Annotated in this window: 22 protein-coding genes; 7 read left to right on the top strand and 15 right to left on the bottom strand. The window is 70.8% G+C overall.

The window, feature by feature from the left end; genetic code table 11:
- Positions 1 to 7: 7 nt before the first annotated feature.
- On the bottom strand, positions 8 to 2350 hold the full coding sequence (locus tag WMF22_RS24180; RefSeq protein WP_437301436.1) for a DUF1588 domain-containing protein: 2343 nt from the start codon (positions 2348 to 2350) through the stop codon (positions 8 to 10).
- A gap of 427 nt (positions 2351 to 2777) precedes the next feature.
- Between WMF22_RS24180 and WMF22_RS24175 the strand changes: the two genes are divergently transcribed.
- The gene (locus tag WMF22_RS24175; RefSeq protein WP_437301435.1) at positions 2778 to 4079 is read left to right on the top strand and encodes a sigma 54-interacting transcriptional regulator; all 1302 of its coding nucleotides are present in this window, start codon (positions 2778 to 2780) and stop codon (positions 4077 to 4079) included.
- 196 nt (positions 4080 to 4275) lie between these two features.
- Here WMF22_RS24175 and WMF22_RS24170 read toward each other — a convergent pair whose 3' ends face one another.
- The 3 genes from WMF22_RS24170 to WMF22_RS24160 form a co-directional block, all read right to left on the bottom strand.
- On the bottom strand, positions 4276 to 4968 hold the full coding sequence (locus tag WMF22_RS24170; protein ID WP_438037169.1) for a hypothetical protein: 693 nt from the start codon (positions 4966 to 4968) through the stop codon (positions 4276 to 4278).
- 68 nt (positions 4969 to 5036) lie between these two features.
- Positions 5037 to 6185, bottom strand: coding sequence for a GNAT family N-acetyltransferase (locus WMF22_RS24165; RefSeq protein WP_438037168.1), 1149 nt, complete (start codon positions 6183 to 6185; stop codon positions 5037 to 5039).
- The gene (locus WMF22_RS24160) at positions 6175 to 7311 is read right to left on the bottom strand and encodes a quinone-dependent dihydroorotate dehydrogenase (protein ID WP_437301432.1); all 1137 of its coding nucleotides are present in this window, start codon (positions 7309 to 7311) and stop codon (positions 6175 to 6177) included. Before WMF22_RS24160 ends, WMF22_RS24165 begins: the two co-directional genes overlap by 11 nt.
- Positions 7312 to 7581: 270 nt before the next feature.
- On the opposite strand from WMF22_RS24160, the gene WMF22_RS24155 reads away from it, so the two are divergent.
- A complete protein-coding gene (locus tag WMF22_RS24155; protein ID WP_437301600.1) occupies positions 7582 to 8874 on the top strand; it encodes a M18 family aminopeptidase in 1293 nt (430 codons plus the stop codon).
- A 46-nt stretch (positions 8875 to 8920) separates the two neighbouring features.
- Here the strand turns inward: WMF22_RS24155 and WMF22_RS24150 are convergent, their stop codons facing one another.
- The gene (locus WMF22_RS24150) at positions 8921 to 9973 is read right to left on the bottom strand and encodes an agmatinase family protein (RefSeq protein WP_438037167.1); all 1053 of its coding nucleotides are present in this window, start codon (positions 9971 to 9973) and stop codon (positions 8921 to 8923) included.
- A gap of 433 nt (positions 9974 to 10406) precedes the next feature.
- Here WMF22_RS24150 and WMF22_RS24145 point away from each other — a divergent pair, with 433 nt between their 5' ends.
- Positions 10407 to 11351 (top strand): fatty acid desaturase family protein, encoded by a 945-nt coding sequence (locus WMF22_RS24145; RefSeq protein ID WP_438037166.1) that lies wholly within the window; start codon positions 10407 to 10409, stop codon positions 11349 to 11351.
- Positions 11352 to 11589: 238 nt separating this feature from the next.
- On the opposite strand, the gene WMF22_RS24140 is transcribed toward WMF22_RS24145, so the two are convergent.
- Both WMF22_RS24140 and serC read right to left on the bottom strand, forming a co-directional pair.
- Positions 11590 to 11910, bottom strand: a complete 321-nt coding sequence (locus WMF22_RS24140) for a KGG domain-containing protein (RefSeq protein ID WP_044965509.1) — start codon at positions 11908 to 11910, stop codon at positions 11590 to 11592.
- A gap of 474 nt (positions 11911 to 12384) precedes the next feature.
- Entirely contained in the window at positions 12385 to 13470 is a 1086-nt protein-coding gene (serC, locus tag WMF22_RS24135) for a 3-phosphoserine/phosphohydroxythreonine transaminase (protein WP_437301429.1), read from the bottom strand.
- A gap of 193 nt (positions 13471 to 13663) precedes the next feature.
- On the opposite strand from serC, the gene WMF22_RS24130 reads away from it, so the two are divergent.
- On the top strand, positions 13664 to 14650 hold the full coding sequence (locus tag WMF22_RS24130) for a ferritin-like domain-containing protein (RefSeq protein WP_437301428.1): 987 nt from the start codon (positions 13664 to 13666) through the stop codon (positions 14648 to 14650).
- A gap of 14 nt (positions 14651 to 14664) precedes the next feature.
- On the top strand, positions 14665 to 15831 hold the full coding sequence (locus tag WMF22_RS24125) for a 1-aminocyclopropane-1-carboxylate deaminase/D-cysteine desulfhydrase (RefSeq protein ID WP_438037165.1): 1167 nt from the start codon (positions 14665 to 14667) through the stop codon (positions 15829 to 15831).
- A gap of 37 nt (positions 15832 to 15868) precedes the next feature.
- Here WMF22_RS24125 and WMF22_RS24120 read toward each other — a convergent pair whose 3' ends face one another.
- Positions 15869 to 16498: a hypothetical protein gene (locus tag WMF22_RS24120; protein WP_437301426.1), complete on the bottom strand. Its 630-nt coding sequence runs from the start codon at positions 16496 to 16498 to the stop codon at positions 15869 to 15871.
- Positions 16499 to 16657: 159 nt separating this feature from the next.
- On the opposite strand from WMF22_RS24120, the gene WMF22_RS24115 reads away from it, so the two are divergent.
- Positions 16658 to 17869, top strand: coding sequence for a hypothetical protein (locus tag WMF22_RS24115; protein WP_438037164.1), 1212 nt, complete (start codon positions 16658 to 16660; stop codon positions 17867 to 17869).
- A gap of 63 nt (positions 17870 to 17932) precedes the next feature.
- Here WMF22_RS24115 and WMF22_RS24110 read toward each other — a convergent pair whose 3' ends face one another.
- Positions 17933 to 18985: a rhomboid family intramembrane serine protease gene (locus tag WMF22_RS24110; RefSeq protein ID WP_437301424.1), complete on the bottom strand. Its 1053-nt coding sequence runs from the start codon at positions 18983 to 18985 to the stop codon at positions 17933 to 17935.
- Positions 18986 to 19261: 276 nt separating this feature from the next.
- Here WMF22_RS24110 and apaG point away from each other — a divergent pair, with 276 nt between their 5' ends.
- Complete coding sequence (gene apaG, locus WMF22_RS24105) at positions 19262 to 19645, top strand: Co2+/Mg2+ efflux protein ApaG (RefSeq protein ID WP_044965505.1); 384 nt, start codon at positions 19262 to 19264, stop codon at positions 19643 to 19645.
- 243 nt (positions 19646 to 19888) lie between these two features.
- Here the strand turns inward: apaG and clpA are convergent, their stop codons facing one another.
- From clpA to WMF22_RS24075, 6 genes are all read right to left on the bottom strand, one after another.
- Positions 19889 to 22213 (bottom strand): ATP-dependent Clp protease ATP-binding subunit ClpA, encoded by a 2325-nt coding sequence (gene clpA, locus WMF22_RS24100; RefSeq protein ID WP_438037163.1) that lies wholly within the window; start codon positions 22211 to 22213, stop codon positions 19889 to 19891.
- A complete protein-coding gene (clpS, locus tag WMF22_RS24095) occupies positions 22210 to 22533 on the bottom strand; it encodes an ATP-dependent Clp protease adapter ClpS (protein ID WP_044965503.1) in 324 nt (107 codons plus the stop codon). Before clpS ends, clpA begins: the two co-directional genes overlap by 4 nt.
- A 273-nt stretch (positions 22534 to 22806) precedes the next feature.
- Positions 22807 to 25383: a glycogen/starch/alpha-glucan phosphorylase gene (locus WMF22_RS24090; protein ID WP_438037162.1), complete on the bottom strand. Its 2577-nt coding sequence runs from the start codon at positions 25381 to 25383 to the stop codon at positions 22807 to 22809.
- 183 nt (positions 25384 to 25566) lie between these two features.
- Entirely contained in the window at positions 25567 to 25881 is a 315-nt protein-coding gene (locus WMF22_RS24085; RefSeq protein WP_437301421.1) for a hypothetical protein, read from the bottom strand.
- A gap of 117 nt (positions 25882 to 25998) precedes the next feature.
- Positions 25999 to 26781: a DUF899 domain-containing protein gene (locus WMF22_RS24080; protein ID WP_438037161.1), complete on the bottom strand. Its 783-nt coding sequence runs from the start codon at positions 26779 to 26781 to the stop codon at positions 25999 to 26001.
- Positions 26778 to 26930 (bottom strand): hypothetical protein, encoded by a 153-nt coding sequence (locus tag WMF22_RS24075; protein WP_012237017.1) that lies wholly within the window; start codon positions 26928 to 26930, stop codon positions 26778 to 26780. Before WMF22_RS24075 ends, WMF22_RS24080 begins: the two co-directional genes overlap by 4 nt.
- Between the last annotated feature and the right edge of the window lie 31 nt (positions 26931 to 26961).

Raw genomic sequence — 26961 nt, 5'->3', positions numbered from 1 at the left:
GCTGCTCCTACTGGTAAAGAAACCTGAAGTCCGAAAGGAGATACGTCATGACGCTCATCCACGCCCGGATCGTGTAGTTCTCGTCGCGCGTGAGCTTCTCGCCGTCGGGCAGCCCCTCTCGAGTCCAGTAGTCGTTGTTCACCTGGCAGGGGCCGGGCAGCGACCTCGAGAGCCGCCCCTCCTCGCCCTCCGGCTTCGCCATGCCCGCCTTGCCCTCCTCCCACGTCTCGAGGAAGACCTTGTACGTCCGCTCGATCTCGGGATCGCCGAGCTCGAGCGACTCGCCCAGCACCCGCTTGTGCAGGTACTGGATGTTCTGCTTGATCCCCTCGACGGCCGGCAGCACGTCGAAATCGTTCGTGTCCCGCGGCTCGAACGTCGTCTCGACGTAGGGGAAGAGGAGCCGCTCCTCCTGCGGGAGGTAGAGGTCGCGCGGCACCGAGATGCACGCCATCTCGTTCGCCATCCGGTCGGCGATGTTGGCCATGATCCCGTTCGGCTCCGAGATCCGCTGGATCACGTCCTGCGAGTCGATGCCGCCGTACAGCATGCGGTAGGCGTCGCGCCGGAGCAGGAAGTCGTAGCGATTGCCGTCGTCCTCGAACGCCCGCGGGCGCCACGGATACCCCGTCACCGCCCAGATCTTCCGGTGCAGCTGCTCGGGCCCGAGGAACCGCGTGCCGCCGAGCTGCGTGAGCGCCTCGCCCCGAGACGCCTGCGCCACGTTGCGCGCCCGGAAATAGGGGCTCTTGACGATGGCCTTGACGACCGTCTTCAGGTTGTAGCCGCCGTCGGCGAAGTCGTGCGCCATCGTGTTGAACGCGTGGTACTGGGCGAGGTACGCCCGGAACTTGGCGTTGAACTCCGGATCGTCGTTGGTCGGCGCGGCGAGCGGCTGTTGCCCGGTGAGGCCGGTGTACATCGTATAGACCGCCGAGAGCGCGAAGCGGGGGTCGTCGGCGACGCGCTTCGCCACCCACGAGAGCGCGGTCGGGAACTCGCTGAACGGCACCGACTCGGCGCCGAAGCCCGGCGGCCGCATGTCCTCGTACCAGGTGTCGTCCTCCTTGTACCGGCCCGCGGAGTCGAAGCTGTGGAACCCGCCCGACAGCGGGTCCAGGGCGGCGTGGCAGACGGTGCACGCCGCGTTGTTCATCGTCGGGTTGAAGTCGGTGATCTTCGTCTGATCGAGCGGCTGCTCGGCCGTCTTCAGGATGTCGGTGCCGAGGAAGAACTGATAGACCACCCTCGCGCGGTGGCGGTTCCTGTTGGTGCTCGTCGTCGGGTGCCTGGACAGGAAGACGGGGGAGGTGAGCACGCCTGCGAGCGGGATCGGATCGCGCTTCGCCGGGACGAACTCGTCCGGATCCGCGTCGTTCTTGAACTCGGCCGCCACGCCGTACGCCCTGGCGGAGAAGGGGCTCACGACCGTGTAGTCGGCGGTGAGGACCTCCTTGAAGGACCTGTCGTTCCGCACGATATAAGCGATGAGCTCGAGCGGCTCCCTCCCGACGGCCCGGTTCGTCCAGCTCTTCAGCTTGTTGGCGACGTCCTCCAGGTCCCGCGCGCCGTATTTCGCGACCAGCGCCGGATCCTGCGGGAGGCTGTTGTACCACTTCGGGTCGTACGCGTCGCTCCGCAGCAGATCGACGGCCTCCTCGCCGTTCAGGTAACGGTCGGTGAGGAAGAGATCGTTGTAGATCTCCTTCAGCCGCACATAGAACGCCTCCTCCGTGAGCATCTGGTCCAGGATCGGATCCAGCGCGGCCATGCCGCTCTCTGCGACGGCCTCCTCCTCGGCCTCGGTCGGCAGGCGCCCGGCGAGCTCGAGGCTCGCCGTGCGGAGCGTCTCCTCGGGTCCGCTCATCACCACGCCGGCGAAGGAGGCGTTGACGTCCGTCTCGCAGGACGACGGCTCCTTCGTGCGCTCCACCATCGCCCGGAGCGCCTCGACCTCGGCGCTGTCCGAGGCGAGGACCTGGCCGCCGCCGTGCTCGATGGCCTTCGTCGGCTTGAGCAGCACGTACGACTCGCCGCCGAGCTCGAGCCCGGCGAGCGACTTGAACGTCGCGAGGTTCTTGTCGAGGAACCCCGCCTCGCTGCTCCCGGCGAGGATCAGCTTGGATTCCGCCGCCTGCCCCTGCGGGTTATGGCAGCCGATGCACTTCGTCGAGAGGATGGGGACCCACACCTTCTCGGCGAAGAATTGCTCGTCGGAGATGCACGGGCCGTCGGCCTCGCTGCTGCAACCGGCGGACACGGACGCGAGCGCGCTCGCGCCCGCGGAGAGCCCCAGGAGCCCCAGGGCCGTCGCGGCGCGCTTCCGGAGTAACCATCCTATTCTCGGCATAAGCATCCTCGTCGGGAGCGCTCGCGCGACTCCCACGTTGAGGGGACCGGGAGAGCGGAGCCCCGAATCGCGTTGAAAGAATACACACCGACAGCCCCTATCGCGGGGCGCATCCACCCCGCGATGGCCGGGTCCTCGTTCATCGACCATCGACACCCGATGAGGCGAGCTGGACGAACGCCCGCTTCATCGCTTGCGTAGACCACGTACTCTAACCTCTCGAGGGCCTCTCCCGCTATGCGCTCAGCACATTGCTTGATCAGAATTTCTGGTTGTTACCTCTAGTAGTCGTGAAGTTTTTCGACGAGAGGCTGTGGCCCCTCCGGAAGCCACGTACCCGGTGCGCCCAGGTGGGCGCTCCCACCCGTGGGCGCGCGGGGCGTGCGTGGATGTGGTCAAGACCAGGGAAATCGAATAACCGTTGGATATGAGCTCGACGAGGGATGCGACCCGCGCTCGCGCGGTTCAGTGGTTTGTTCGCGGCGGCACGCTGCGGTCGGCGGGCCGGGATCCCGTCAAGATCGGCATCGCGCCGATCGTGGTGGGGCGCGATCCGAGCTGCGGTGTGGTGGTCGACGATCCGGAGGTCAGCTCGACGCACTGCGATCTTCGCGCGGAGGGGCCGGGCGTGCTCGTCCGCGATCTCGGCAGCAAGAATGGGACGTTCGTGTCGACGGTCCGCATCCGCGAGGCGATCTTGACGGCCGCGTGCACCATCCAGGTCGGCGGCTCGGTGCTGAGCTTCGAGCCGCTCGACAAGGAGCGCGTCGACGTCGGCTTCGACGAGAGCTTCGGCCCGCTGATCGGCGCCTCGCCGCGGATGCGCCACCTGTTCCGCCTGCTGCGCGAGGTGGCCTCGACGGAGCTCTCGCTGCTGATCACCGGGGAGACGGGCACGGGCAAGGAGCTCGCGGCGCAGGCCATCCATGACGTCTCGAGCCGGCGCGGCGGCCCGTTCGTCGTCGTCGACTGCGCCTCGCTGCCGGGCGCGCTCGCCGAGAGCTTCCTCTTCGGGCACGAGCGCGGCGCCTTCCCCGGGGCGAACGAGCGGAGGAGCGGCGCCTTCCACGAGGCGAGCGGCGGGACGATCTTCCTCGACGAGCTGGGCGAGCTGCCGCCCGATCTCCAGCCGAAGCTGCTGCGCGCGCTCACCGAGCAGAAGGTGAAGCGCGTCGGGTCGCGGATCTACGAGCCCGTCGACGTGCGGATCATCGCGGCGACGCGCCGCGACCTCGGCCGCAGCATGAACACCGGGCGCTTCCGGAGCGATCTCTTCTTCCGGATCGCCCAGATGCGCATCGAGCTGCCGCCGCTCCGCGAGCGGCGGGAGGACATCCCCCTGCTCGTCGAGCGCGTCTGCGAGCGCCTGGGGTGCCCCGAGCGCGCCGTGGAGATGGTCAATCTCATCACCACGACGCTCGGCCAGCACGATTTCCCCGGCAACGTCCGCGAGCTCATGAACGTCACCAGCGTGGCCGCGAGCCTGCCGCCCGGGGCCGAGGCGATCGCCTCGATCCTGCCGCTCGAGGGCGGCGGCGACGTGGTCGTGCCGACGTCGGCGTTCGGCGAGGCGAAGCGGAGCGCCGTCGCGGCGTTCGAGCAGCGTTACTTCAGCGAGCTGATCCGCGCGACGGGCGGCAACGTCAGCGAGATGGCGCGCCGCGCGGGAATGGAGCGCCACCACGTGCGGATGTTCTTGAGGAAGCACGGGCTCACCGCGAAGCAGTGAGGGCTCGGAGCGGCGAGGGCGCCGAGGGGGTCCTAGAGCGACAAACGGGTTGAAACCACGAGAAAAGCAGAATTTTCACAGGGAGGCGAGGAGGCGGGGAGCGAGAGACGGCGAGAGGGAGAAGATCATTTTTTTCTTCCTCCCCGCCTCCCCGCCTCCCTGTGAAAATTCTCCGGGTTTCAACGTGATCGTTGTTCTAGGCGCCGCCTGCGCCGCCTGCGCCGCCGCTGCCGCCCGCGCCGCCGCTGCCTGCCGGGTCGCCGCCCGCGCCGCCGCTACCGGTCGGGTCGCCGCCCGCGCCGCCGCCGCCGGTCGGGTCGCCGCCCGCGCCGCTGCTCGTCGTGGCCGCGGCCGTGGTCGTGGCCGGGTCCCCGCCGCAGCGCTCCACGCCGCGGCAATCCGCGCAGGAGCACCCCTCGAAGTACTCCGCGCACGAGCCGTTGTCCGTGCAGTGATCCGTGCACCGCGGGGTGCTCGTGCAGTCGGGGCAGGTGCAATCCTCGTTGGCGTTGCACCCCTCCTTGTCGTTGCACCCGCGCCTCGGGCTGCAGGCCGCGACGGTGCCCGCGCAGTCCTGGCAGGTGCAATCCTCGCCGTCGGGGGCGTCTGGCCGCATGTCGCAGGCGCCGTCGTCGTTGCAGCGGCCGAGGCAGCTCGCCGTGTCGGAGCAGTCGGGGCAGCTGCAGCTCTCGGGGACCTGGGCGAGGATCGTACACCGCCCATCCGGGCTGCCGCCGAAGCAGCCGAAGCCGAGCGAGCCGCCGGCGCCGGCGACCGTGGCCGCCGTCGCCGTCGAGGTCGTGTCGGTGGCTTCATTGCTCGAGCAGCCGCCGCTCGCGGCGAGCCCGAAGACGATGGAGGAGGCGAGGAGTGCAAGAAAGGCGCGCATGTCTGGCAGCATCCCTCTCCAGCGCGCGTCACGTCAACACCGCATGTCGCGCTGCACCAGGGAAGCGCTCAGCGGAATGCCACGCTCCTGTCCGCCGTCTTCGCGCGGACGGCGGCGCGCTCGCGCGCGAGGAACTCGCGCACGGCGGCGTCCAGGCGTGGATGCGCGATGTGGTGCGCGCTGTGGGTGACGCTCGGTGCGAAGCCGCGAACGAGCTTGTGCGACCCTCCCGCGCCCGGCTCGAAGCGGCGCAGTCCCCGGGCGATGCAGTCCTCGACCGGGTGATAATAGCAGACGTTGAAATGCAGGAACGGGCGCTCCTCCGACGCGCCCCAGTAACGGCCGTAGAGCGTCGTCGGCCCGGCGAGGTTGAGCGCGCCCGCGATGGGGCGTTTGCCTTCCCGCGCCAGGACGATCTCGACGCCTCCCTGGGCCCCGCCGCCGCGCAGCCGGGCCGCGATCTCCTCGAAGAAGGCGCGGTTCAGGTACTGCCGGCCCCAGGCGAACTTCTCCACGGTGGAGACGTAGAAGCCGAACATGGCATCGACGATCTCCGGCGTGATCTCCGCGCCGCGCAGCGTGTCGATCGACAGCCCCTGGCTCGTGGACTCGCGCATTTCCCGCCGGATCTGGTGCCGCCGCTTCGCGTTGAAGCGCGCGAGGAAGTCGTCGAGCGTCCGATACCCCTCGTTCTCGAACTGGAACTGGACGCCGCAGCGGTGCGCCATGGCGGCGCCGGAGAGGGCGGCGGCCTCGTCCTCGGTCGGGAACAGGACGTGGGCGCTCGAGATGCGGCTCCGCGCGACCAGCTTGCGGAGCGTCTCGGCGAGGACGGGCAGCAGCGCCGGGCGGTCCACCGGCCGCCGCACGAGCAGCCGCGGCGTCGTCGCGGGGGTGAACGGCACCGCGACGACGAGCTTCGGGTAGTACGGCGCGCCGATCTGGTGGGACGCAGAGGCCCAGCCGTGGTCGAAGACGAACTCTCCCTCGCTGTTGTCCTTGAGGTAGGCGGGCGCCGCGGCGAGCAGCGCCCCCTCGGCCCGGAGCGTGATGTGGTGGGGCAGCCAGCCCGCCGCCTCGCCCACGCACCCCGTCCGCTCGAGCGCGTCGAACCACGCCCACGTGAGGAACGGCGCCTCGCTCACCCCGTCGAGCGCGTTCCACTCGCTCTCCGGGATGTCGCGGATGGTGTCGTGGACGTGCGCTTCAAGCTCCATGGCCGATCATAGCAGCGCGCGTCGCGCCGCCTGGCCGGCTCACGAGGTCCTGGATCGATCGCGCGCCGGAGCGGGCCACGAGGTCCGACAGCCCGCGCGCGATCGCGGCGGGGAGCAGCGGGCCGCCGTAGATGAAGCCGGTATAGAGCTGCACGAGGTCGGCGCCCGCCTGGAGCTGGTCCATCGCGTGCTCCGCCGACTCGATGCCCCCGGCGCCGATCACCGTGACGTTGCTCCCGAGGCGCGCGCGGACGCGCCGCACCATCGCGAGCGAGCGCTGCCGGAGGGGCGGGCCGCTCAGCCCGCCCGCGCCCATCGCCTCGACGGCCGCCAGGCTCGTCGCGAGCCCGTCGCGCCGCACGGTCGTGTTGGTCGCGATGACGCCGGCGAGGCCGACCTCCTCGACCACGGCGAGCAGCGCCTCGAGCTCCTCGTCGCCGAGGTCCGGGGCGACCTTGATGAGCAGCGGCAGCGGCGCCCCGGCGGCGCGGTTCTCCCGCGCGATCGCGGAGAGCAGCGCGCGCGCGATCGCCGGCCCCTGCATCGCGCGGAGGTCCTTCGTGTTCGGCGACGACACGTTGATCACGACGAAGTCGGCCGCGCGCCGCGCCTCCCGGAAGCTCGCGAGGTAGTCGTCGATCGCGGGCTCGATGGGATCGAGCGGCGCGACCCTGGACTTGCCGATCGAGATGCCCACCGGCACGCCGACGGCCGCCGCGCCGCCGCGGCCGAGCAGGCGCTCCGTGACGCGGGCCGCGCCCTGGTTCGGGAACCCGAGCCGGTTGATGAGCGCCCGGTCGGCCGGCAGCCGGAAGAGGTTCGGCGGCGGGTTCGCGGCCTGGGGCTGCGCCGTGACGGTGCCGAGCTCGACGAAGCCGAACCCGAGGGCGGCGAGCGCGCGGGCCCGGCGGGCGTCCTTGTCGAAGCCGCCCGCCACGCCGAGCGGGGAAGGGAAGTCGAGCCCCATGGTGCGCACGGCGATGCGCCCATCCCGGGGCGCGAGGCGGGCGTGCACGAGGGCGCGGAGCGGCGCTGCGTGCTCGAGCGGGGCGAGCGCGAGCATGCCGAGCTCGTGCGCAAGGCTGGGCGGCAGCGCGAAGAGGAGCGGTCGGACGAGGCGGTACATCGGGTCGCGTCTCCGTTACGGGTTGCGGCGCGCGGCGCCGGAGGAGGTCCTGCGAGCCGCGCGGTGGTGGCGGATACCATGGCGCACCGGCCGCGTGGGCCGCCATCTCGGCGCGTGGCGTGAGCGAGCGCGCGCCGGCGCGCCGGGCGAGGCCCGGCGCCTCTGCTAGACTCCGCGCCCTCCATGACGCCCCCCGAGATCCTCGATCGCACAGGCGATCCCAGGCCACTGACCGACCTTGGCGAGCGCTTCGCGAGGAGCGCGGACGAGATGGCGGCGCTGCGCGAGCGCGGCGTCGCGGCCGCCCGCGACCTCTGCGCGTTCATCGATCGCTCGCCGACGCCGTACCACGCCGTGCGCGAGGTCGCCTCGCGGCTCGTGGCGGCCGGCTTCTCGGAGCTCGGGGAGCGCGACGCGTGGGCGGTCGCTCCGGGCGATCGCCGCTTCGTCATCCGGGGCGGGTCGACGATCGTCGCGTTCGTGGTCGGGGCCGAGCACCCGGCGCTCGGCGGCTTTCGCGTCATCGGCGCGCACACCGACTCCCCGAACTTCCGGGTGAAGCCGAGCGCCGAGCTCTCGCGGAGCGGCTACCAGCAGCTCGGGGTCGAGGTCTACGGCGGCGTCCTGTACTCGACCTGGCTCGACCGCGATCTCAGCGTGGCCGGCCGCGTCCACGTGCGCAGGGACGGGCGGATCGAGCGCCTCCTCGTCGACCTGGGCCGCCCGGTCGCCCGCGTCCCGAACCTCGCGATCCACCTGAACCGCGGGGTCAACTCCGAGGGGCTCGTGCTGAACGCGCAGAAGCACCTCGTCCCCGTGATCGGCCTGGGCAAGGAGGCCGATCTCAACGCCCTGCTCGCGCGCGCGGTCGACGCGCCGCGCGACGCCATCCTCGGCTTCGATCTCTGCCTGTACGACACGCTCAAGGCGTCGCTCGGCGGCCTCTCCGACGAGTTCATCTTCGCGTCCCGCCTGGACAACCTCGCGAGCTGTCACGCCGCGACGGCCGCGCTGATCGGCGCCGCTCCTTCCGCGGCGACGCGGGTCATCGCGCTCTACGACCACGAGGAGTGCGGCAGCCGGAGCGCCGTGGGCGCGGCGGGGAGCGTGCTCCGCGACGTGCTCGCGCGGATCGTCGACGTCTACCCGGGGCGCGAGCCGCAGGCGTTCGCCCGCGCGATGGCCGGGTCGCTGCTCGTCTCGGCGGACATGGCCCACGCGGTGCACCCGAACTATGCCGATCAGCACGAGCCGCGCCACGCCCCGCAGATCAACCGCGGGCTCGTGATCAAGTCGAACGTGAACCAGTCCTATGCGACCGACGGCGCGACGGCCGCCGCGCTCGAGGCGCTCTGTCACGACGTGGGCTACGCCCCCCAGCGCTTCGTCGTGCGCAGCGATCTCCCCTGCGGCAGCACGATCGGCCCGATCACGGCGGCCTCGCTCGGCATCGCCACGGTCGACGTCGGCGCGCCGATGCTCAGCATGCACTCGTGCCGCGAGATGGCCGGCACCCTAGACGTCCACCTCGCATCCGAGACCTACCGCCGCGCGCTTTCGTGAGGCGGGCACCTCGCTGGGGGAGAGTGCGCGCGACGCGCTCGCTGCGCTAGCGGCCGCGGGTGTCGTGGGAGAGAAGCGTGAAGCCGATGAGCTTGTACAGGAGGCGGGCGCCGACGTTGCCGTCCCAGTCGTCGGCGTCGTCCTTCGGCGCGACCTCGTTCAGGTCGAAGCCGACGATGCGCCGGCCGCTCTTCTGGATGCGGCCGATCAGGGCGACGGCCTGCTGGAACGTCAGCCCGCCGGGGACTGGCGTGCCGGTGCTCGGACACAGCGTCGGATCGAGGCCGTCGATATCGAAGCTCACATAGACGTCGTCGGGGAGATCCTCCACGATCGAGTCGGCGATCAGGTGGAACGGCTCGCCCTCGAAGAGCCGATCGGCGATCGAGGCGTCGATGTGGGCGACGATGCGCCCGTTCGACTCGCGGATGAACCGGAGCTCGTCTTCGCTCATGTCGCGCAGCCCGACCTGGACGATCCGCGGGATCTTCGGGTGGTTCGTCGCGACGTTGTGCATGATCGAAGCGTGGGAGTCGGTGAATCCCTCGTACGCGTTGCGGAGATCGGCGTGCGCGTCGATGTGCAGGATCCCCATTCCCGGGTAACGCGCGGCGTGCGCCGCGATCGCGCCGTAGGGGGAGGAGTGATCGCCGCCGATGACGCCGACGAGCTTGCCCCGCTCCATCCAGCGCATGGCGATCTCCGTGACGCGCTCGTTCAGCCGGCGGGAGAGCGCGTTGACCGCCGCGAGGCGCGCCTCCAGGTCCCGGTCGCCAGCGACCTCCCCGTGCGCCGCGATCACCGGCTCGGCCGCGGCGCACGCCTCCGCGTTCCAGCGCACGATGTCCGGATCGACGTCGAGCATCGCGATGCCCTGCTCGTACGGTCTGCCCGTGTGCAGGTCGAAGAGGTCGACCTGCCGGCTGGCCCGCAGGATCGCCCCCGGGCCCTTGGCGGCGCCGCGGCGGTAGGACACCGTCGGCTCCCACGGCACCGGGACGAGGACCACCCGGGCGTCCTCAGCAGTGTGTGGCAGCCCGTAAATCCCGTTTCCGATGGCGGGACCGTTCGGATCGAAGCCGAGAGGGGATGAGCTCACGCGGCCACGTTGGCGGTTCGCGACCAGGTCGTCAAGCGCGAGCCGCCTCTTGCCCAGCGCACGCCGGAGCGCGCCGGAGCGCGCCGGAGTGCTCCGCCGCACGCGCCGCCGAGCACCGGCGGAGCGGCTTCCTCACCGGCACACCGGCGGAGCGGCTTCCTCACCGGCACACCGGCTCCCACGCCTGCACACCGGCGCGAGGTGCGTAAAGACGATCGCACCGAGCGTGAGACATCGGCGTGAAACACGGATGTCGGGTGGGGATGGCGCGGAGCGCTCGTCGGAATGCAACTTCGGGCTTCCAGCTGCGACGAAATGCGCTAGGAAGAGCGCCGAGAAGATGGGCCGCTGCGCCCGTCCGGGCCGGTCAGCGCCGCTCGGCGCTGCCGGTCGGTTCGGCGCGTGGTCCTGGTAGTAGCCGCGAAGAACAGCCATGCTCCGGTACCGCGCCGATATCAAGACGCTCCTCTTCGTCGCGACGTATTTCGTGCTCGTGGCGGTGCAATGGGTCTACGCGCCGCGCGCGCTATGGCTCGCGATTCCGCTCCTCGCGACGACGTGCGTGTTCTCGTTCCTCGGAGCGGTCGCGACCCACAACGCGGTCCATTGCCCCGTGTTCCGGCGGCGATGGATGAACCGCGCGTTCCAGGTCGCGCTCACGCTCACCTACGGGCACCCCGTCAGCGCCTACGTCCCGGGCCACAACCTCAGCCATCACAAGTACACGCAGTCCCGGCGTGACGTGATGCGGACGACGAAGGTGCGCTATCGGTGGAACCTGCTGAACGGCGTCTTTTTCATGAGCCGCGTGGTCCGGGACATCCTGCCCGCCGACATGCGCTACTTCAAGGCGATGTACCGGCGGAACCCGCCGTGGTTCCGTCAGATGCTCCTCGAGTCGGCGGTGTTCCTCGGCGCGATGGGGGCCTTGCTCGCGCTCGACTGGCAGAAGTTCCTCCTCTACGTCCTGATCCCCCACCAGTACGCCGCGTGGGGGATCGTGACCATGAACTACCTCCAGCACGACGGCTGCGACGAGGACAGCGAGTACAACCACTCGCGCAACTTCGTCGGCCGGCTGGTCAACTGGTGGACGTACAACAACGGCTTCCACTCCATCCATCACATGGAGCCCGGCCTCCACTGGAGCCTCCTGCCGGCGGCGCACGCGCGGCGCGTGGCGCCCTTCATCCACCCGGGCCTCGACCAGCCGTCGCTCCTCGCCTACCTCTTCCGCAGCTTCGTCTGGCCTGGCAAGCGCCTGCGCTACGACGGCGCCCCGGTCGTGCTCCCGCCGGAGGAGCCCGACGAGGAATGGATCCCTGGCCCGAAGGAGACGCCCAGCGACGTCTCGCTGGGCGCGATCGCGCCCGGCTGACCCGCCGGCGCCTGCCCTGCGCTGGAGGCTCGGGGCCGCCCTCCTGGGCGGCGCGCCGGGTGTCTGGCCGAGATGTGCGGGGCGGGCCACGCCGGCGCGGCGCGCGCGGTCCTGTGGCGCCTGGAGACCTCCCGAGAGGCACCTTGCGGCGACGACCGGGAGGCCAGGGTCGTGGCCGTCGCGAGGGGGTAGGGGGCTGGCCCGGCGCCCCCGGCGCCGGGCCGTGCGCGTCCCCTGGTCAGCGCGGCTGATTCTCCCGCGGCTGGTCCCCCCGCGACTCGCCGCCACGACGGCCGATCTCGGCCATGTGCTGGCGATCGCCGCTCACGGCCTCGCCGCCTTTGCGGCCGATCTCGGCCATGTGGGCCCGGTCCTGGCTCACGCGCTCGCCGCCACGGCGACCGATCTCGGCCATGTGCTTGCGGTTCTGGCTGACGACCTCGCCGCCCTTCTTGCCGGCGGCGCGCGCCTCGTCGCGCGTGAACTCGTGCGCCGTGCCCTTCTCGTGGGCTGCCTTCCCGCCCTTGCTGGCGATCTTGCGCTGACGGTCCTCGTCCATGGCGGCGAAGCCACGCTGCTGCCGCTCGTTGGCAGCCCGCTGCGACGCTGAAGAAGGCGGGGGTTCGCTCGGCGAGGCCCCTCTCTCCTCCTGGCCCTCCTCACTCCTGGAAATCATACGATCATCCATGCTCGCCATCATCCTCTCCTTACGGTTGGCTCGCTCGATTCAGGTCTCCGAACGGGGCCTGCGAGCCGGTAAAGGACGGCGTTCCCCCCGTCCCCTCCCAGTGCTGGTCAGGGAGCGGCGTTCGCCGTCCCCTCCCGGTGCTGGTCGGGGAGCGGCGTTCACCGCCTCCCTCCCAGCTGCGGAAAGGCCGACAGACCCTTTCCGCGAAGGCCTGTTGTGCCGGGCGGAACAACGTCAAGCGGGCTGAAGGTTGGGACGCGACGAATTAGGGGGAGGTTCGCCGAGCGTGTTTTGGAAACAGCGGCGAACCTGGAAATACCGAGAACGTCGTGCTCCCGCCGCGAGTCAAGCCCTCTTGGCGAAATCCCGCATGAACGCCGTGAGGCGCTCCACCGATGCAACGGGTACTGCGTTGTAGATCGAAACCCGGATACCCCCGGTCGACCTGTGTCCGGCGAGCCCCACCATACCCTCCTTTGCGGCCTCGGCGACGAAGCGTTTTTCCATCTCCTCGCTGGCCAGCCGGAACACCACGTTCATGAACGAGCGGCTCTCCTTCTCGACCGGCGCCCGGAAGACGTCCGGGTGCGCGTCGATGGTTTCGTACAGCAGCTCACCCTTCTTGCGATTCCGTCGCTCGACCTCCTCGAGCCCACCGATCTCAAGCGTATACGCGAGCACGTTGCGCATGAGGTAGATTGCGAATGTCGGAGGTGTGTTGTAGAGCGAGTTGTTGGCAGCGTAAGTGGCATAACGGAAAATGACGGGAATGTCTTTTCGGGCACTGTCAACGAGATCCTTGCGGGCGAGCACGACCGTGATCCCGCTCGGTCCGATGTTCTTCTGGGCGCCGGCGTAAACCAGGGCAAACCTGGAGATATCCATCTTTCGCCACAGGATGTCGGACGACATATCCGCGACGAGCGGCACGTCGCCCGTATCGGGCAGCCAGTGCCACTGCGTGCCGAACAGCGTGTTGTTCGTCGTCATGTGGACGTAGGCGGCGTTCGGATCGAGCGAGAGCTCTCCCTGGTGGGGGATGCGGGTGTACCGCTTGTCGACGGCGGTGCTGCCGGCCACGCGCACCGTCCCGACGCGCTTCGCCTCCTCCAGGGCCTTCTCCGACCAGCCGCCGGTCAGGATGTAGTCGGCGCTCCTGCCGGGCGGCAGGAGGTTCATCGGCACGACCGCGAACTGCATGGCCGCGCCGCCCTGCATGAACAGCACGTGGTAGTCGTCCGACAGGCCGAGCAGCTGCCGGAGCAGCGAGATCGCCTCGTTGTGCACCGCCTCGAACGCCTTGCCGCGGTGGCTGTGCTCCATGATCGACATGCCCGTCCCCTCGAAATCGAGGAGCTCGCGCTGCGCGCGCTCGAGGGCGGGGAGGGGGAGCCCGGCAGGGCCGGCGTTGAAGTTGTGGACACGCGCCATGGTGCTTCTCCTGAGGTTCAAGTCGGCGGTCCCTGATGCCGCCGTGTCGGCCGTATACCACGGGGGGCGCCGCCTCCGCCGGACGGGCCGAGCAGGGGCGCCGCCCCGGCGGATCGCGCCGCGCCGGGCCCTTCGCCTCGGACCTGCCGGCGGCCGCGATCTGGGCTAAATTCACCGCTCCGGAGGGCGAGTGATGCTGGTGACCCGCGAAGAGATGGCGTTCGATTTCCAGGGCGCCAGGCTCGATCCCGTCAAGGACAAGGACGTGATCGTCTGGGCCGTGCAGCAGTTCCTCTACGGGGAGATCACCGGCGTCCAGATTGGGCACTGGCTCTACAACGCCCCCGACCTGGAGTCCGCGCGCTTCCTCGCGCGCCAGGCCGTCGAGGAGTTCCAGCACGTCGGCAACTTCCTCCGCATCCTCGAGATCCTGGGCGCGCCGCCGGACAAGGCCGCCTGGAGCGTGCGCTTCCTCGCGACCGGGCTGATGGGCGGGGACTGGGCCGAGCACGTCGCCCTCGAGATGGCCCTCGGCGAGGGCCTCGTCCTCCAGGCCTTCTACGCGATGATCGAGACCGTGGATGAGCCGGAGATCGTCGCCATCCTGAAGCGCGGCGTGCGGCAGGAAGAGCGGCACGTCGATTTCGGCGAGCAGCAGACGAGGAAGGCCATCGCGGGCAGGCCGGCGCTCCGGAGGCGGCTGCTCGGCCTCGCGCTCGTGTCGCTCTGGGGCGTGTCGCGGCTCGAGGCGTTCATGAAGAAGCGCCTGCCGATGGACCACCCGGCGCTCAAGCGCCTGCCCGATCTGGTGCGCCACACGGTGCGCGTCGCGGAGCTCCGGCTCATGCGGATCGGCCTGACCGAGGCGCCGATCTCGTCGATGTCGGCCGGCCGCAAGCTCGCGCTGGTGGCGGAGGCGTACGGGGGCAAGCTCGCGCTCGGCCTCGCGTCGTGGGTGCTCTCGGTGCTGCTCTTCCCGCTCCGGCTGCTCGGCCTCGCGGGGCCGAAGCGGCTGACGGACACGTACCTGAGCGATCCCCTGGTCGCGCGCGGCGGCCGCCTCGGCGCTGGCGCGGAAGCTGGCACGGGAAATGGCGCGGAAGACGACCCCGGCGACGCCGGTGAGCAGGCGGGCCCGGGCGGCGGGCAGGCGGGGCACGGCGCGGCGGCGCGCGCCTGAACGCGAGGTGGAGCGTGGCTGACGGCGAGGACGAGGAGCGAGCCACCCGCGCCCGGGCGGCGGGCGCGGCGGGGCCTCCCGGGGCGCGCCCTGCCGTCTCGCCCGCGTTGCCCGCGTCGCGGGAGCTGCCGCTCTTCGCCGAGCTGCCCGAGCTCTCGGGGCAGGTCCCGTGGCGCCCCCTCGCGCACGCGCCGACGCCGGTCGTCCCGTGCGCCGCGATCGAGAAGTACCTCGGCCGCGGCGGCGTCTGGGTGAAGCGCGACGATCTGATCTCGCCGCTCTACGGCGGCAACAAGGTGCGTCGCTTCGAGTTCCTGCTCGCCGACGCGGAGCGGCGCGGCGCGAGGACGCTCGTCACCGTCGGCGGGCTGGCGTCGACGCAGGTCACCGCCACGGCCCTCTTCGGCCGCGCGCTCGGCTTCGCCGTCACCGCGGTCCTGTTCGATCAGCCGATCACCCGGTTCGGCCGCGGCGCGCTCCTCGCCGACGCGGCCAGCGGCGCCGAGCTCGTCCATGGGGGCGGGTACGCGACCACCGCGGTCCGGGCGATCCGCGCGCTGCGACGGGCCGACCGGCCGTATTTCATCCTGCCGGGCGCCTCGTCCGCCCTCCCGTGCCTCGGCTACGTCGACGCGATGCTCGAGCTCGCGGAGCAGGTCCAGCGCGGCGAGGCCCCGCGGCCCGATCGCATCGTCGTCCCCTCGGGGACGGGCGGCACGCTGGCGGGGCTCACGCTGGGCGCCGCGGTGCTCGGCTGGCCGACCACGATCGTCGGCGTTCGCATCACCGAGCGCATCGCGTCGAACCGCGCCGTCGTCCGGTACGAGATCGGCAGCATGAAGCGCCTGCTCGCCCGGCGCGCGCCGCGCTTCACCCGGCGCCGGCTCCCGCCGGTCCGCTTCGAGATCGATCACCGCGCGATCGGCCCCGGCTACGGCATGCCGACCCCCGCGTCCATCGCCGCGATCCCCGAGGTGGAGCGGCTGATCGGCGTGCCGGGGGAGGTCACGTACAGCGCCAAGGCGCTCGCCGCGCTGCGCGGGATCGCGCAGGAGCGCCCGCGGGAGACGATCCTCCTCTGGCAGACGCTCTCGAGCGCGCGACCGCCGCTCGCGGAGGGCGGCGCGGCGGCGCTCCCGCAGGCGTTCGCGCGGTTCTTCGACGGGGAGATCGCGTACTGAGGGGCGCGGCGCGTGGTCCACGCGCCGCGCTGCGGCGTCACTTCAGGCGCAGGCTGTTCACGAGCTTGTCGAAGTCGGCGCGCGCCCCGGTGACCGTCTTCTCGGGGCCGGTCATCTTGAAGAACCAGGGATCGCCGGAGGGCGTCTCGACGATCGCGCCGAGGAGGGCGTAGTTCGGCTTCGGATCCGACGCGGGCATGCCGGGCATCCCGGAGCCGGCGAACGTCCCCTTCACCTCGACGATGGTGACCTTGAGATCGCCGGCCTTGAGGTCGGTGCGCTTGGGGGAATCGTCGCTCTTCTGGGAGAACTGGCCGGCCCAGCGCGTGATGTTCGCGTCCACGCTGCCGCCCGCCTGGCTCACGCTGAGCTCGGCGTCCTCGGCGTCACCGGCGGCGCGCTTGATCTTGTACGTGGCCTTGCGCATCGAGTTGGGGTTCGGCGCGCTCTCGAAGCTCGCCGGGGCGTCCCACGCGAGCGCGCCGCCCGCCTGCTGGCCGCTGGCCGGCGCCGGCTTCGGGGCGGGCGCCGCCTCGGCGGGCGCGGCGGGCTTGCTGGTCGCCGGGGCCTCCGGCGCGGATGTGGCTGTCGGCTCGGGGGTCTTCGAGCACGCCGCGGCGAGCGCGGCGACGAGCGGCAAAACCATGGCGGAGCGGAGCTTGATCATCGTGGGAGGCCTCGGCGGGGTTCGCGGCGACTGTAGTCGCCGTGCCCGCGGCCTCAAGCCGGATCGGACCGCGGGGAGCCCCCGGCGCGCTCTTGCTGGAGGCGCCCGGCGGGTCGTTCAGCCGCGCGCGTTACCGTGATACCAACAAAATACAAATACATGGACCCCACCTTCCGGCGCGCGTTCAATGCTGCCTTCGGGCCGTCGACCTACGCGGACTACCTCGGCCGGCTCGAGCGGCGGCTCGGGTGCGCGATCCCGTTCCGCGTCGCCGAGACGCCGCTGTTCCTGCCCCACGGGCTGCGCGACGACCTCGAGCGCTCCGCGACGGAGATCGTGCGACAGATCTCGAGCCCCGCGCTCATCGAGCGGATGAAGCGCGCCATCCCTGCGCACCTCGACGTCCCGGGCATGGATCCGCTCCCCAACTGCGTGCAGGTCGACTTCGCGATCGTGCGCGGCCCGGACGGCGAGCTCACGGGCAAGGTGGTCGAGCTGCAGGCGTTCCCGTCGCTCTACGCGCTCATGCTCGTCCAGGTCGAGATCATGGCCGAGGTGCTCGCCGGGATGCCGGGCCTCGACCGGCGCTGGTCGTGCTGCTTCGGCGGCCGGAGCACCGCCGACGTCCTCGCGCAGCTCCGCCGCGCGATCCTCGCGGGAGAGCCTGAAGAGTCGGTGGTCCTGCTCGACCTCGCGCCGGAGAAGCAGAAGACGTACCCCGACTTCGTGGCGACGAAGCTCCTCGTCGGCGTCGACGCCGTCTGTCCGACGGCGCTCGTGCGGGAGGGGGACCGGCTGTTCCGCCGCGTCGGCGGGCGGCTCGTCCAGGTCCGCCGGCTGTACAACCGCGTCGTGTTCGACGAGCTCCTGTCGAAGCGGGTCGAGCTCCCGTTCCGGTACGGCGATCCGCTGGACGTCACGTGGTGCTCGCACCCGAACTGGTACTGGACCTGGTCGAAGTACACGCTGCCCTACATCGATCACCCCGCGCTCCCCCGGGCGCGGGCGCTGAGCGCGCTGGAGGGCGCGCCGCTGGATCTCGAGCGCTACGTGCTCAAGCCGCTGTTCTCCTTCGCGGGCTCCGGGGTGAAGGTGGATGTCACGCCCGAGGACATCGCCGCGATCCCGGAGGGGGAGCGCTCGGGCTGGCTGCTCCAGGAGAAGGTCGCGTACGAGCCGGCGCTCGCGATGCCGGACGGGAACGGGGTGAAGGCCGAGGTGCGGATGATGTTCCTGCGTGCGCCGGACGAGCCCGAGCCATCGCTCGTCCTCAACCTGGTGCGGCTCTCGCGCGGGAGGATGCTCGGCGTCGATCACAACCGCGACCTGACCTGGGTCGGCGGCACCGTGGGGATCTGGCCTGTCGACTGAGGTCGCGCGCAGGCGATGAGCGCGCGCCACGCGCCGAGGGCGAGCGTCGCAGCGGTCGCGCGCTCAGGCGATGAGCGCGATCTGCCACGCGCCGAGGACGAGCGCCGCCGCGGTCGCGCCCAGCGCGACCTGGACGACGGGGCGCCGCGGCGCGGGCCGGTTGCGCAGGGAGAGGCCGGCGACGACCCCGATCGCGGCGCCGCTGAGCAACCCGAAGGCGTGCGCGCCGAGGTCGGAGCGTGGGCTCGCGCCGAGGGCGCCGAGGAGGGCGAGGCCTCCCACGAGCGGCGCGACGAGGTGGAGGAGGTGGCGCTTCTCGCCGCTCTCCTTGTCGTGTGCGCGGTCGAGCATCAGCTGCGTGGCGGCGAGCAGCCCGATCGCGCCGAACACCGCGGTGGAGGCGCCGATCGAGGCGTGGTGCTGGCCCAGGCTCTGGTGCCAGAGCGCGTTCGCGAAGTTCCCGAGCGCGCCCGAGGCGACCACGGCGAGCGCGGCGCCGCCCGGCCCGAGGCGGCGCTGCACGGCGGACGCGAAGACCGTCCCGGAGATGACGTTGCCGATCACGTGGGCCGAGTCGGCGTGCAGCGTGAGCGCGGTGATGGCGCGCCACGGCTCCGGTCCCACGACGAGGTCGGCGACGGACGCGCCGCGCTGGAACCAGCGTCCGCCGCCGCTCGCGGGCCCGGTGACGAGGAAGAAGAAGAGGGCGAGCGCGGCGAACGCGACGCCGGCGACCATGGACGGAGGGTGGCGCAGCCGCTCGCGCGGGCGGAGCGGGGGCCAGTTGCGGTTCTCCGCTTCGTACCGATCGATCGAGCCTGCGGCGAGGGCGTAGTCCTCGTCGCGCACGAGGAGCACCCAGCCCGCCGGCGTGTACCGCACGGCGTGCCAAAGCTCGCTCGACTGGAGGACGAGGGCCCACTCGCGGATCTTGCGCTCCGGCATGACGGGGCCGATGGCCGTGAGCCCGAGGCCGTGATTTTCCGCCTCTCCGGAGGTGGGATCGCCGTTCTGGATCATCGCCGCCCTCTCGCCGCGCGCCGGCGGCAGGATCGCGATCGGGACGAACGGCTCGCCAACTGCATCTCGAACACAGATACGGTTCTGTTCGCCCACGGCGGGTCCTCCACGGTTCGTCGACCCAAGGTTCACCGAAACGTGCGGATGAGCCCGGAAGCTGTCAACGCCGGGTCTCCCGGAGCCTGGCCGTCTCGTCGTCACGCCGAGCCGCGGCGCTCCTTGCCGGTTGCCGGCTCTGCGCGCGCTGCGCGGCCGGGCCCTTGCGCGCGCTGCGCGGCCGGGCCCTTGCGCGCGCTGCGCGGCCGGGCCCTTGTGCGGGTGCTGCGCGGCCGGGCCCTTGTGCGCGCGCCGCAGCGGTGGCAGTGCGTGGTTGTGTCGACGGCCATCACGCAGGGCATCCGGGTCACCGTCTCGACGGTCTACGTCCCCACGCAGTCATCCCCGACGGAGCACCGCTACGTCTTTGCCTACACCGTGCGGATCGCGAACGAAGGCACCGAGCCTGCCCAGCTGAGGACGCGGCACTGGATCATCACGCACGGCAGCGGGAAGGTGGAGGAGGTGCGCGGCCCTGGCGTCGTTGGCCAGCAGCCCTCGCTCAAGCCTGGCGAGCACTTCGAGTACACGAGCGGCTGTGTGCTCGAGACCCCGCGCGGCACGATGCGCGGCACCTACCAGATGCACCGCCCTGACGGCCGCGTCTTCGACGCCGAGATCGCGTCGTTCACCCTGGCGATGCCGCACTCCCTGAACTGACCCCGCCCCCGTTACCCCCTTTGTCCCCCTTGGAAGAGCCAGCGGGGAGGGGGTGCCCGTGCGCGCGGGCGGCGGGGTAGGGCCCCACGAACCCGAGCGCCGGCCCGCATCGCAGCTATCCCTCCCGGCCCACCTCTCCCGTACTCACGGCAATCGCCTCTCAAAAGGCGCGAGTTCGTGGGAGGGGCCCCCGCCGCCCGCGCGCACGGGCACCCCCTCCCCGCTGGCTCCGTCGCAGCCGTCCTAGCCGACGGCTTCCGGCTCGACCGCCGCCCCGTTCGCCTTCGCCTTCTCCGCGCTCCCCCCGCTCCCCCCGCTAGCCGCCGAGAACGTGAACGTGAACTCCCCGCCTTCGAAGTCGACCGCGACGTTCCCCCCGTTCTCGAGGGCCCCGAAGAGCAGCTCGTCCCCGAGCCGCCGCTTGATGTCGTTCTCGATGACGCGCCCGAGCGGCCGCGCCCCGTTCGCCGGATCGTACCCTCGCGTCGCGAGCTCTGCCCGCGCCCGGTCCGTCACCTCGACGGTCACCGACCGATCCGCCAGCATCGCCGCGAGCTCGCCGACGAACTTGTCCACGATGCTGCCCATGACCGACGGATCCAGCGGCCGGAACATGATGCGCGCGTCCAGCCGGTTCCTGAACTCCGGGCTGAACGTGTTCTTGTAGGCCTTGTCGTCGTCGCCCGCCGTCCCTCGCTCGCCGAAGCCGACGCGCGCCTGCGCGAGCTCCCGCGCGCCCACGTTGCTCGTCATGATCAGCACCATGTGGCGGAAGTCGCTCTTCTTGCCGTTGTTGTCGGTCAGCGTGCCGTGGTCCATCACCTGGAGCAGGACCTGGAACACGTCCGGGTGCGCCTTCTCGATCTCGTCGAGCAGCAGCACCGCGTGCGGCGTCTTCGCCGCCGCCTCCGTGAGCAGGCCGCCGCGGTCGAAGCCGACGTAGCCCGGCGGCGCGCCGATGAGCCGCGAGACGGTGTGGCGCTCCTGGTACTCGCTCATGTCGAACCGCAGGAACCCGATGCCGAGCGCCCTGGCGAGCTGCTTCGCGAGCTCGGTCTTGCCGACGCCGGTCGGGCCCGAGAACAGGAACGAGCCGATCGGCTTCTCCGGCGCGCGCAGCCCCGCGCGCGACAGCTTGATCGCCGACGAGAGCTGCTTCACCGCCTCGTCCTGCCCGAAGATCACCGAGCGCAGCGACTGCTCGAGATCCTTGAGCTGCGCCTTGTCCGACGTCGACACCTGGCGCGGCGGGATCTGCGCCATCTTCGCCACGACGAGCTCGATGTCCGCCGCCTCGACCGTGTACCCGTCGCCGTGGCGGAGGCGCGCCGCCGCGCCCGCCTCGTCGAGCAGATCGATCGCCTTGTCGGGCAGCCGGCGATCTTGCAGGTACCGCGCCGACAGCTTGGCCGCGGCGTCGATCGCCTCGGCCGTGTACGTGATCTTGTGGAACTCCTCGTAGCGCTTCTGCAGGCCCTTCAGGATCTGCGCCGTCTCGTCGACCGAGGGCTCCGGCACCTCGATGCGCTGGAACCGCCGCGCGAGCGCGCTGTCGCGCTCGAGGTGGCCGCGGTACTCCTGGAACGTCGTCGCGCCGATGCAGCGCAGGCGGCCCGAGGCCAGCGCGGGCTTGAGCAGGTTCGACGCGTCCATCGTCCCGCCGCTCGCGGCGCCGGCGCCGATGATCGTGTGGATCTCGTCGATGAAGAGCACCGAGCCCGGCTGCTTCTCCAGCGCGCGCAGCACCGCCTTGAGGCGGTTCTCGAAGTCGCCGCGGTACTTCGTGCCGGCGAGGAGCGCGCCCATGTCGAGCGCGTAGACGGTCGCGTCCTTGAGCGGCGCGGGCACGTCCTTCTTCTCGATCCGCTGCGCGAGCCCCTCCACGATCGCCGTCTTGCCGACCCCGGCGTCGCCGATGAGCAGGGGGTTGTTCTTGCGCCGCCGCGCGAGCACCTGGATCGTGCGGGCGACCTCGTTCTCGCGGCCGACCAGCGGGTCGATGCGGCCCTCGGCCGCCTCCTTGTTGAGGTTCATCGTGAACGCCGCGAGCGGATCCTTGATCGGCTGCGCGGCGCCGGGCTCGCCGCCCTCCTCCGGCGGCTCCTCCCGGAGGCCGTCGTCCTGGCCCGTCTTCGAGATGCCGTGCGAGATGTAGTTCACGACGTCGAAGCGGCTGATGCCCTGCTCGCCGAGGAGCGTCACCGCCGGGCAGTCGCGCTCGGCGAACATCGCCACCAGCACGTTCGCCCCCTTGAGCTCCTTCTTGCCCGAGGACTGCACGTGCATCGCGGCGCGGCCGACCACGCGCTGGAACCCGAGCGAGAGCGTCGGGCTCGTGTCCGCGTCCTCCGGCAGCACCTCGATCTCCTCGTCGAGGAAGCGCTCGAGCTTCTTCTTGAGCAGCGGGGTGTCGCCCCCCGCGTGCCGGAGGACCTCGGCCGTCTCCTCGTCGAAGAGCAGCGCGTAGAGCAGGTGCTCGATGGTCACGAACTCGTGCCGGCGGCGCGAGGCCTCCCGGGTGGCGAGCGAAAAGGCGATCTCAACTTCGGGGCTGATGCGCATGGTCATTCCGGCTCGGCGGTCAACCGAAGGGGCATCCCGTGCTCCTTGGCGAAGTCCTGTACTTGGGCGACCTTGGTCTCGGCGACATCCTTCGTGTACACGCCGGCGACCCCGTGGCCGCGGTGGTGCACGCTCAGCATGATGTGCGTGGCCTCCGTCTCGGTGCGGTGGAAGAACTTCATGAGGACGAGCACGACGAACTCCATCGTCGTGTAGTCGTCGTTGTGGAACACGACCTTGTAGCGGCGGGGCTTCTCGACTTTCCGTTCCCGCTCCGTCGCGAGGTCGCCCTGCCTGTCTTCTCTTTCCTCAGGATCGTTCGGCATAAATCCGTCGGGAAGGATAGCAAGAGCCCCGCCCCGGCGAGCGGCCGACGAAGCTGGCTCATGCCCCGGAAGCATGCTCCGCCGCGGCGCCCTTCGCCACGCGCGGGCCTGGATTTTCCGTCCGCCGCGGCGCACGGCTCGTGGAACCGGGCCGAGGCTGCTGCTGGGTTCGTTCGCGGGCGCCGGCCTGGTGCGGCTGGCTCCGGCTGGCGGGGCGCGGCCGCCCCGCCGCGGGCGCGCGAGCGGCCCGCGGCGGAGGGCGCGCCGGCGCCGTCACACGAGCGACATGGCCGCGCCGAGGTCGATCTCGACGGGCGTGAGGCCCCAGATGTCGCGCGCGTACTCGCGCACCGTGCGGTCCGAGGAGAACTCGCCCACGCGCGCGATGTTGAGCGCGGACTTGCGCAGCCAGCTCTGCCGGTCGGCGTAGGCCGCCTCCACCTCGCGCTGACAGGCGGAGTAGGCCTTGAAGTCGGCGAGCATCATGTACTCGTCCCGGCCGAGGAGCCGGTCGAGCAGGGGCTGGAAGAGCTCGCGGTACTCCGGGGAGAAGAACCCCGACGAGATGAGCTCGATCACCTCGCGCAGCTCCGGGTCGGCGGCCACCGCGGTGCGCCCCTCGAAGTGCTCGCCGCGGCGGGCGATGACCTCGTCGGCGGTCAGGCCGAACAGGAAGAAGTTCTCCGGGCCGACGGCGTCGCGGATCTCGATGTTCGCGCCGTCGAGCGTGCCGACGGTGAGCGCGCCGTTCAGCGCGAGCTTCATGTTGCCGGTGCCGGACGCCTCCATGCCCGCGGTCGAGATCTGCTCGGAGATGTCGGCGGCGGGGATGATGCGCTCGGCCAGCGAGACGCGGTAGTTCGGCATGAACGCGACCCGGAGCCCGGTGTGGCGCCGGTCGCCGTTCACGACGTAGGCGACGGCGTGGATGAACTTGATGATGAGCTTCGCCTGCCGGTAGCCGGGCGCCGCCTTGGCGCCGAAGATGAAGGTCCGCGGCGTGATCTGCTCGCCGCGCTTCTGGCGCAGGTAGAGCGCGACGATGTGGAGCGCGTTGAGCAGCTGGCGCTTGTACTCGTGGAGGCGCTTGATCTGGACGTCGAAGATCGAGGAGGGGTCGACGTGGATGTCGAGCTCCTGCGCGATGACCTTCGCGAGCGCCACCTTGTTCGCGCGCTTCACCGCGGCGATCCGCTCGATGAACTCCGGGTCGTCGAGGTGGCGCTCGAGCTCGCGCAGCCGCTCGAACTCCGTCACCCACTTCGGGCCGACCTTCTCGGTGACGAGCGCGGCGAGCGCGGGGTTGCAGGCGAGCAGCCATCGCCTGAACGTGACGCCGTTCGTCTTGTTGTTGAACCGCTCGGGCCAGAGGTCGTAGAAGTCGCGGAGCAGGTCGCGCTTGACGAGCTCGGAGTGGAGCTTGGCCACGCCGTTCACCGAGTGCGAGCCGACGACCGCGAGGTGGGCCATGCGCACGTGGCGCTCGTGGCCTTCCTCGATGAGGGACATCCGCGCCACGCGGTCCTGGTCCTGCGGGTGGGCGTCCATGACCTCGCGCAAGAACCGCCGGTTGATCTCGTAGATGATCTCGAGGTGCCGCGGCAGGAGCCGCTCGAAGAGCGCGACGGGCCAGCGCTCGAGCGCCTCGGGCAGCAGGGTGTGGTTCGTGTACCCGAAGGCGCCGACCGTCTGCTTCCACGCGTCTTCCCAGGGGAGCAGGTGGTCGTCGATGAGGACGCGCATCAGCTCGGCGATCGCGATGGCCGGGTGCGTGTCGTTCAGCTGGATCGCGTTCTTCTCGGCGAAGCGCGAGAAATCCGGGTGGACGCGGTTGTAGCGGTTCACGATGTCGGCGATGGAGCAGGCGACGAAGAAGTACTCCTGCCGGAGGCGCAGCTCCTTGCCCTTGTCGAAGTTGTCGTTCGGGTAGAGGACCTTGGAGATGACCTCCGACTGGTTCTTTTCGTGGACGGCGTGCACGTAGTCGCCGGCGTTGAAGAGCTCGAAGTCGAACTCCTCGCCCGCGCGGGCCGACCAGAGGCGGAGGGTGTTGACGGTGTTCGACTGGTAGCCCGCGATGGGCGTGTCGAACGGGACGCCGATGACCTGCTCGGAGTGGCGCCAGACCACGCGGAAGCCGCCGCGCTTGTCGGGGACGCGCTCGGTGTAGCCGCCGAATGAGACCGGGACGGCGTGCTCGGGGCGCTCGATCTCCCAGGGATTGCCGAAGCGGAGCCACTCGTCGGCGCGCTCGACCTGGTAGCCGTCGCGGATCACCTGCTCGAAGATGCCGAACTCGTACCGGATGCCGTACCCGTAGGTGGGCAGGCCGATCGTGGCCATGGAGTCGAGGAAGCAGGCGGCGAGCCGCCCGAGGCCGCCGTTGCCGAGCCCGGCGTCGGGCTCCTGCTCGACGAGCTCATCGAGGTCGAGGCCGAGCTCGCCGAGCACGGTCTTGTAGCTGTCGTAGATGTCGAGCGCCTGCAGGTTGGCGACGAGCGCCCGGCCGAGGAGGAACTCTGCGGAGAGGTAGTAGCCGCGCTTGACGTCCTGCTCGTAGTAGGTGTGCTGCGTCTTCGTCCACCGGTCGACGAGGCGGTCGCGCGCCGAGAGGGCGAGCGCGACGTACCTGTCGAACGACGTGGCGGACATGGACTCCCGGGCGCGCGAGTAGTGCAGGTGATCGGCGAAGGCGCGGCGCAACGCGATCGGGTGCATGCCGGTGCGGGCGTCCGGCGCCGGGTTGCCGCGGAAAAATGCGGCGGGGGTGTCGCGCTGCTGGGCGTTGCCGTCTCTCTGGGCGGGGGTTTCTCTCTGACGGTTGGGATCGGCGTCGATCGGGTTGGCCATGGCGGCGCACTTTAGACGGATCTGGCCCGCTCTGGTTGGCTGCGCGACGTGCTCGGATGAGGTTCCGTGTGGGCGGGGGTTGCCGATGGTCCCGAGCTAAATTGTGGCAGAAACGGAATCCAGTCCGGCGACCTGTACGGGGCGAGCGCTCTCAGCCGATGCCGCGGACGCGCTCGCGTCGTCTCAGCGCGGGCAGCCGCCGAGCAGCGGCGCCCCGAGCAGATCGAGCTGCTCGACCGCGCGCCGCGGCCGGCGCGCGCGCAGACCCGCGTCCGCCCCCGGGGCGGCGCTCCAGGAGCTCGCCCGCAGCACGAGCTCCTCGCGGAGCGCCACGAGCTCGCGCGACGGCAGGGTGCTCGTGTCCGTCACGAGCCGCGCTCCGTCACGGTAGCCGGTCCACACGGTGTAGCCGTCCCGTGTGACCTCGATCCCGAACCTGGGGCCATAATCCGTGATCTCGTAGCTGCGCCCCAGGGCCAGGAAGCTCCACTTCTTCATCGCGACCGTCTCGCCAGTGTCCGTCGAGGCGGCCGGACCGGCCAACAAACCGGGGGTCGGGCCCCGCGCACCGCGGCCGGCGCGCGTGATCCGCGCGGAATCCGTGAGGAGTCCGGGTCACCCGGGCCCGCGCGCGGGAGCGGCGCACCCACACGAGCCGCCTTCCTTAGCGGCTTCGCTTCGCGAGGTGCCTGACGTCGTGGGGTACCTGTCGTGATGGCGGACCCACGCCATCGTGAAAGGGAGCGCGGCCTCGTCCCGGCCGAGGGGCGTGAGATCCAGGTAGTTGTAGGTGCCGATCAGGACATCGAGCCCGCGCGCGTAGGTCGAGTAGGTGTGGAAGACCTCGTCGCCTTCGCGAGCGAAGACGCTCAGCCCAGGGGCCTCGGGGAAGGGGGAGCTCGCCTTCTTGAAGTTGTACTCCATCTCTCCTCGAGCGCGCTCCTCCTCACGGAACGAGACGTGATAGTCATAGTTGAAGTCCGTCTCGCCCGAGGAGACCCACGGGAACGTCCAGCCCATTCGCGCCTTGAACGGCTCGATCTTGGCGAGCGGCGCGCGGGAGACGGCGCAATACGCCGTGTCGCGGGCGGCCAGGTGGACGTGGCCACCCTGGATGTTGTCGGCCACGTACGAGCAGCTCTTGCAGCCCTCCTCCCAGCTCGGCGCGAACATGAAATGGTAGACGAGGAGCTGCCGGCGCTCGCCGAACAGCTCGCGCAGCGTCAGCTTGCCTGAAGGGGCGTCGAACACATAGGCCTTGTCGACCCTCACCCATGGCAGCTCGCGGCGCGCGGCGCTCAGCGCGTCGCGCCGCCGGTCGTGCTCTTTCTCTCGCTCCAGCAGCGCGAGGCGCGCCGCCAGCCACTCTTCCCTTGAAACGACCTTGGCGCGGCTCATCGGCGCTCTCCCTTCGACGCGGGGGCGCCGGCGGCGCTCCTGCCATGGTTCCGGTTCCGGAGCTTCTTGACGGCGATCGCGGTCACCGCGCCGGCGGAGGCCGCCTGGGCGAGGACCCATCCGATGGACGCGAGGCACGCAGGGCACATGGGGATCTCCTCCTGTGGGCGGCGCGCGCGG

Origin of the sequence: Sorangium sp. So ce204 (genome assembly GCF_051526795.1) — a bacterium.
GTDB classification, from domain to species: domain Bacteria; phylum Myxococcota_A; class Polyangia; order Polyangiales; family Polyangiaceae; genus Sorangium; species Sorangium cellulosum_B.
The sequence above is the reverse complement of the archived record's forward strand: the minus strand, read 5'-3'. Positions and strand labels throughout refer to the sequence as shown.

Excerpts from the sequence above, each read along its gene's own strand:
- WMF22_RS24180 (WP_437301436.1), bottom strand. The coding sequence starts at position 2,350 with ATGCCGAGAATAGGATGGTTACTCCGGAAGCGCGCCGCGACGGCCCTG.
- WMF22_RS24175 (WP_437301435.1), top strand. The coding sequence starts at position 2,778 with ATGAGCTCGACGAGGGATGCGACCCGCGCTCGCGCGGTTCAGTGGTTT.
- WMF22_RS24170 (WP_438037169.1), bottom strand. The coding sequence starts at position 4,968 with ATGCGCGCCTTTCTTGCACTCCTCGCCTCCTCCATCGTCTTCGGGCTC.
- WMF22_RS24165 (WP_438037168.1), bottom strand. The coding sequence starts at position 6,185 with ATGGAGCTTGAAGCGCACGTCCACGACACCATCCGCGACATCCCGGAG.
- WMF22_RS24160 (WP_437301432.1), bottom strand. The coding sequence starts at position 7,311 with ATGTACCGCCTCGTCCGACCGCTCCTCTTCGCGCTGCCGCCCAGCCTT.
- WMF22_RS24155 (WP_437301600.1), top strand. The coding sequence starts at position 7,582 with ATGGCGGCGCTGCGCGAGCGCGGCGTCGCGGCCGCCCGCGACCTCTGC.
- WMF22_RS24145 (WP_438037166.1), top strand. The coding sequence starts at position 10,407 with ATGCTCCGGTACCGCGCCGATATCAAGACGCTCCTCTTCGTCGCGACG.
- WMF22_RS24140 (WP_044965509.1), bottom strand. The coding sequence starts at position 11,910 with ATGGACGAGGACCGTCAGCGCAAGATCGCCAGCAAGGGCGGGAAGGCA.
- serC (WP_437301429.1), bottom strand. The coding sequence starts at position 13,470 with ATGGCGCGTGTCCACAACTTCAACGCCGGCCCTGCCGGGCTCCCCCTC.
- WMF22_RS24130 (WP_437301428.1), top strand. The coding sequence starts at position 13,664 with ATGCTGGTGACCCGCGAAGAGATGGCGTTCGATTTCCAGGGCGCCAGG.
- WMF22_RS24120 (WP_437301426.1), bottom strand. The coding sequence starts at position 16,498 with ATGATCAAGCTCCGCTCCGCCATGGTTTTGCCGCTCGTCGCCGCGCTC.
- WMF22_RS24115 (WP_438037164.1), top strand. The coding sequence starts at position 16,658 with ATGGACCCCACCTTCCGGCGCGCGTTCAATGCTGCCTTCGGGCCGTCG.
- clpA (WP_438037163.1), bottom strand. The coding sequence starts at position 22,213 with ATGACCATGCGCATCAGCCCCGAAGTTGAGATCGCCTTTTCGCTCGCC.
- clpS (WP_044965503.1), bottom strand. The coding sequence starts at position 22,533 with ATGCCGAACGATCCTGAGGAAAGAGAAGACAGGCAGGGCGACCTCGCG.
- WMF22_RS24090 (WP_438037162.1), bottom strand. The coding sequence starts at position 25,383 with ATGGCCAACCCGATCGACGCCGATCCCAACCGTCAGAGAGAAACCCCC.
- WMF22_RS24085 (WP_437301421.1), bottom strand. The coding sequence starts at position 25,881 with ATGAAGAAGTGGAGCTTCCTGGCCCTGGGGCGCAGCTACGAGATCACG.
- WMF22_RS24080 (WP_438037161.1), bottom strand. The coding sequence starts at position 26,781 with ATGAGCCGCGCCAAGGTCGTTTCAAGGGAAGAGTGGCTGGCGGCGCGC.
- WMF22_RS24075 (WP_012237017.1), bottom strand. The coding sequence starts at position 26,930 with ATGTGCCCTGCGTGCCTCGCGTCCATCGGATGGGTCCTCGCCCAGGCG.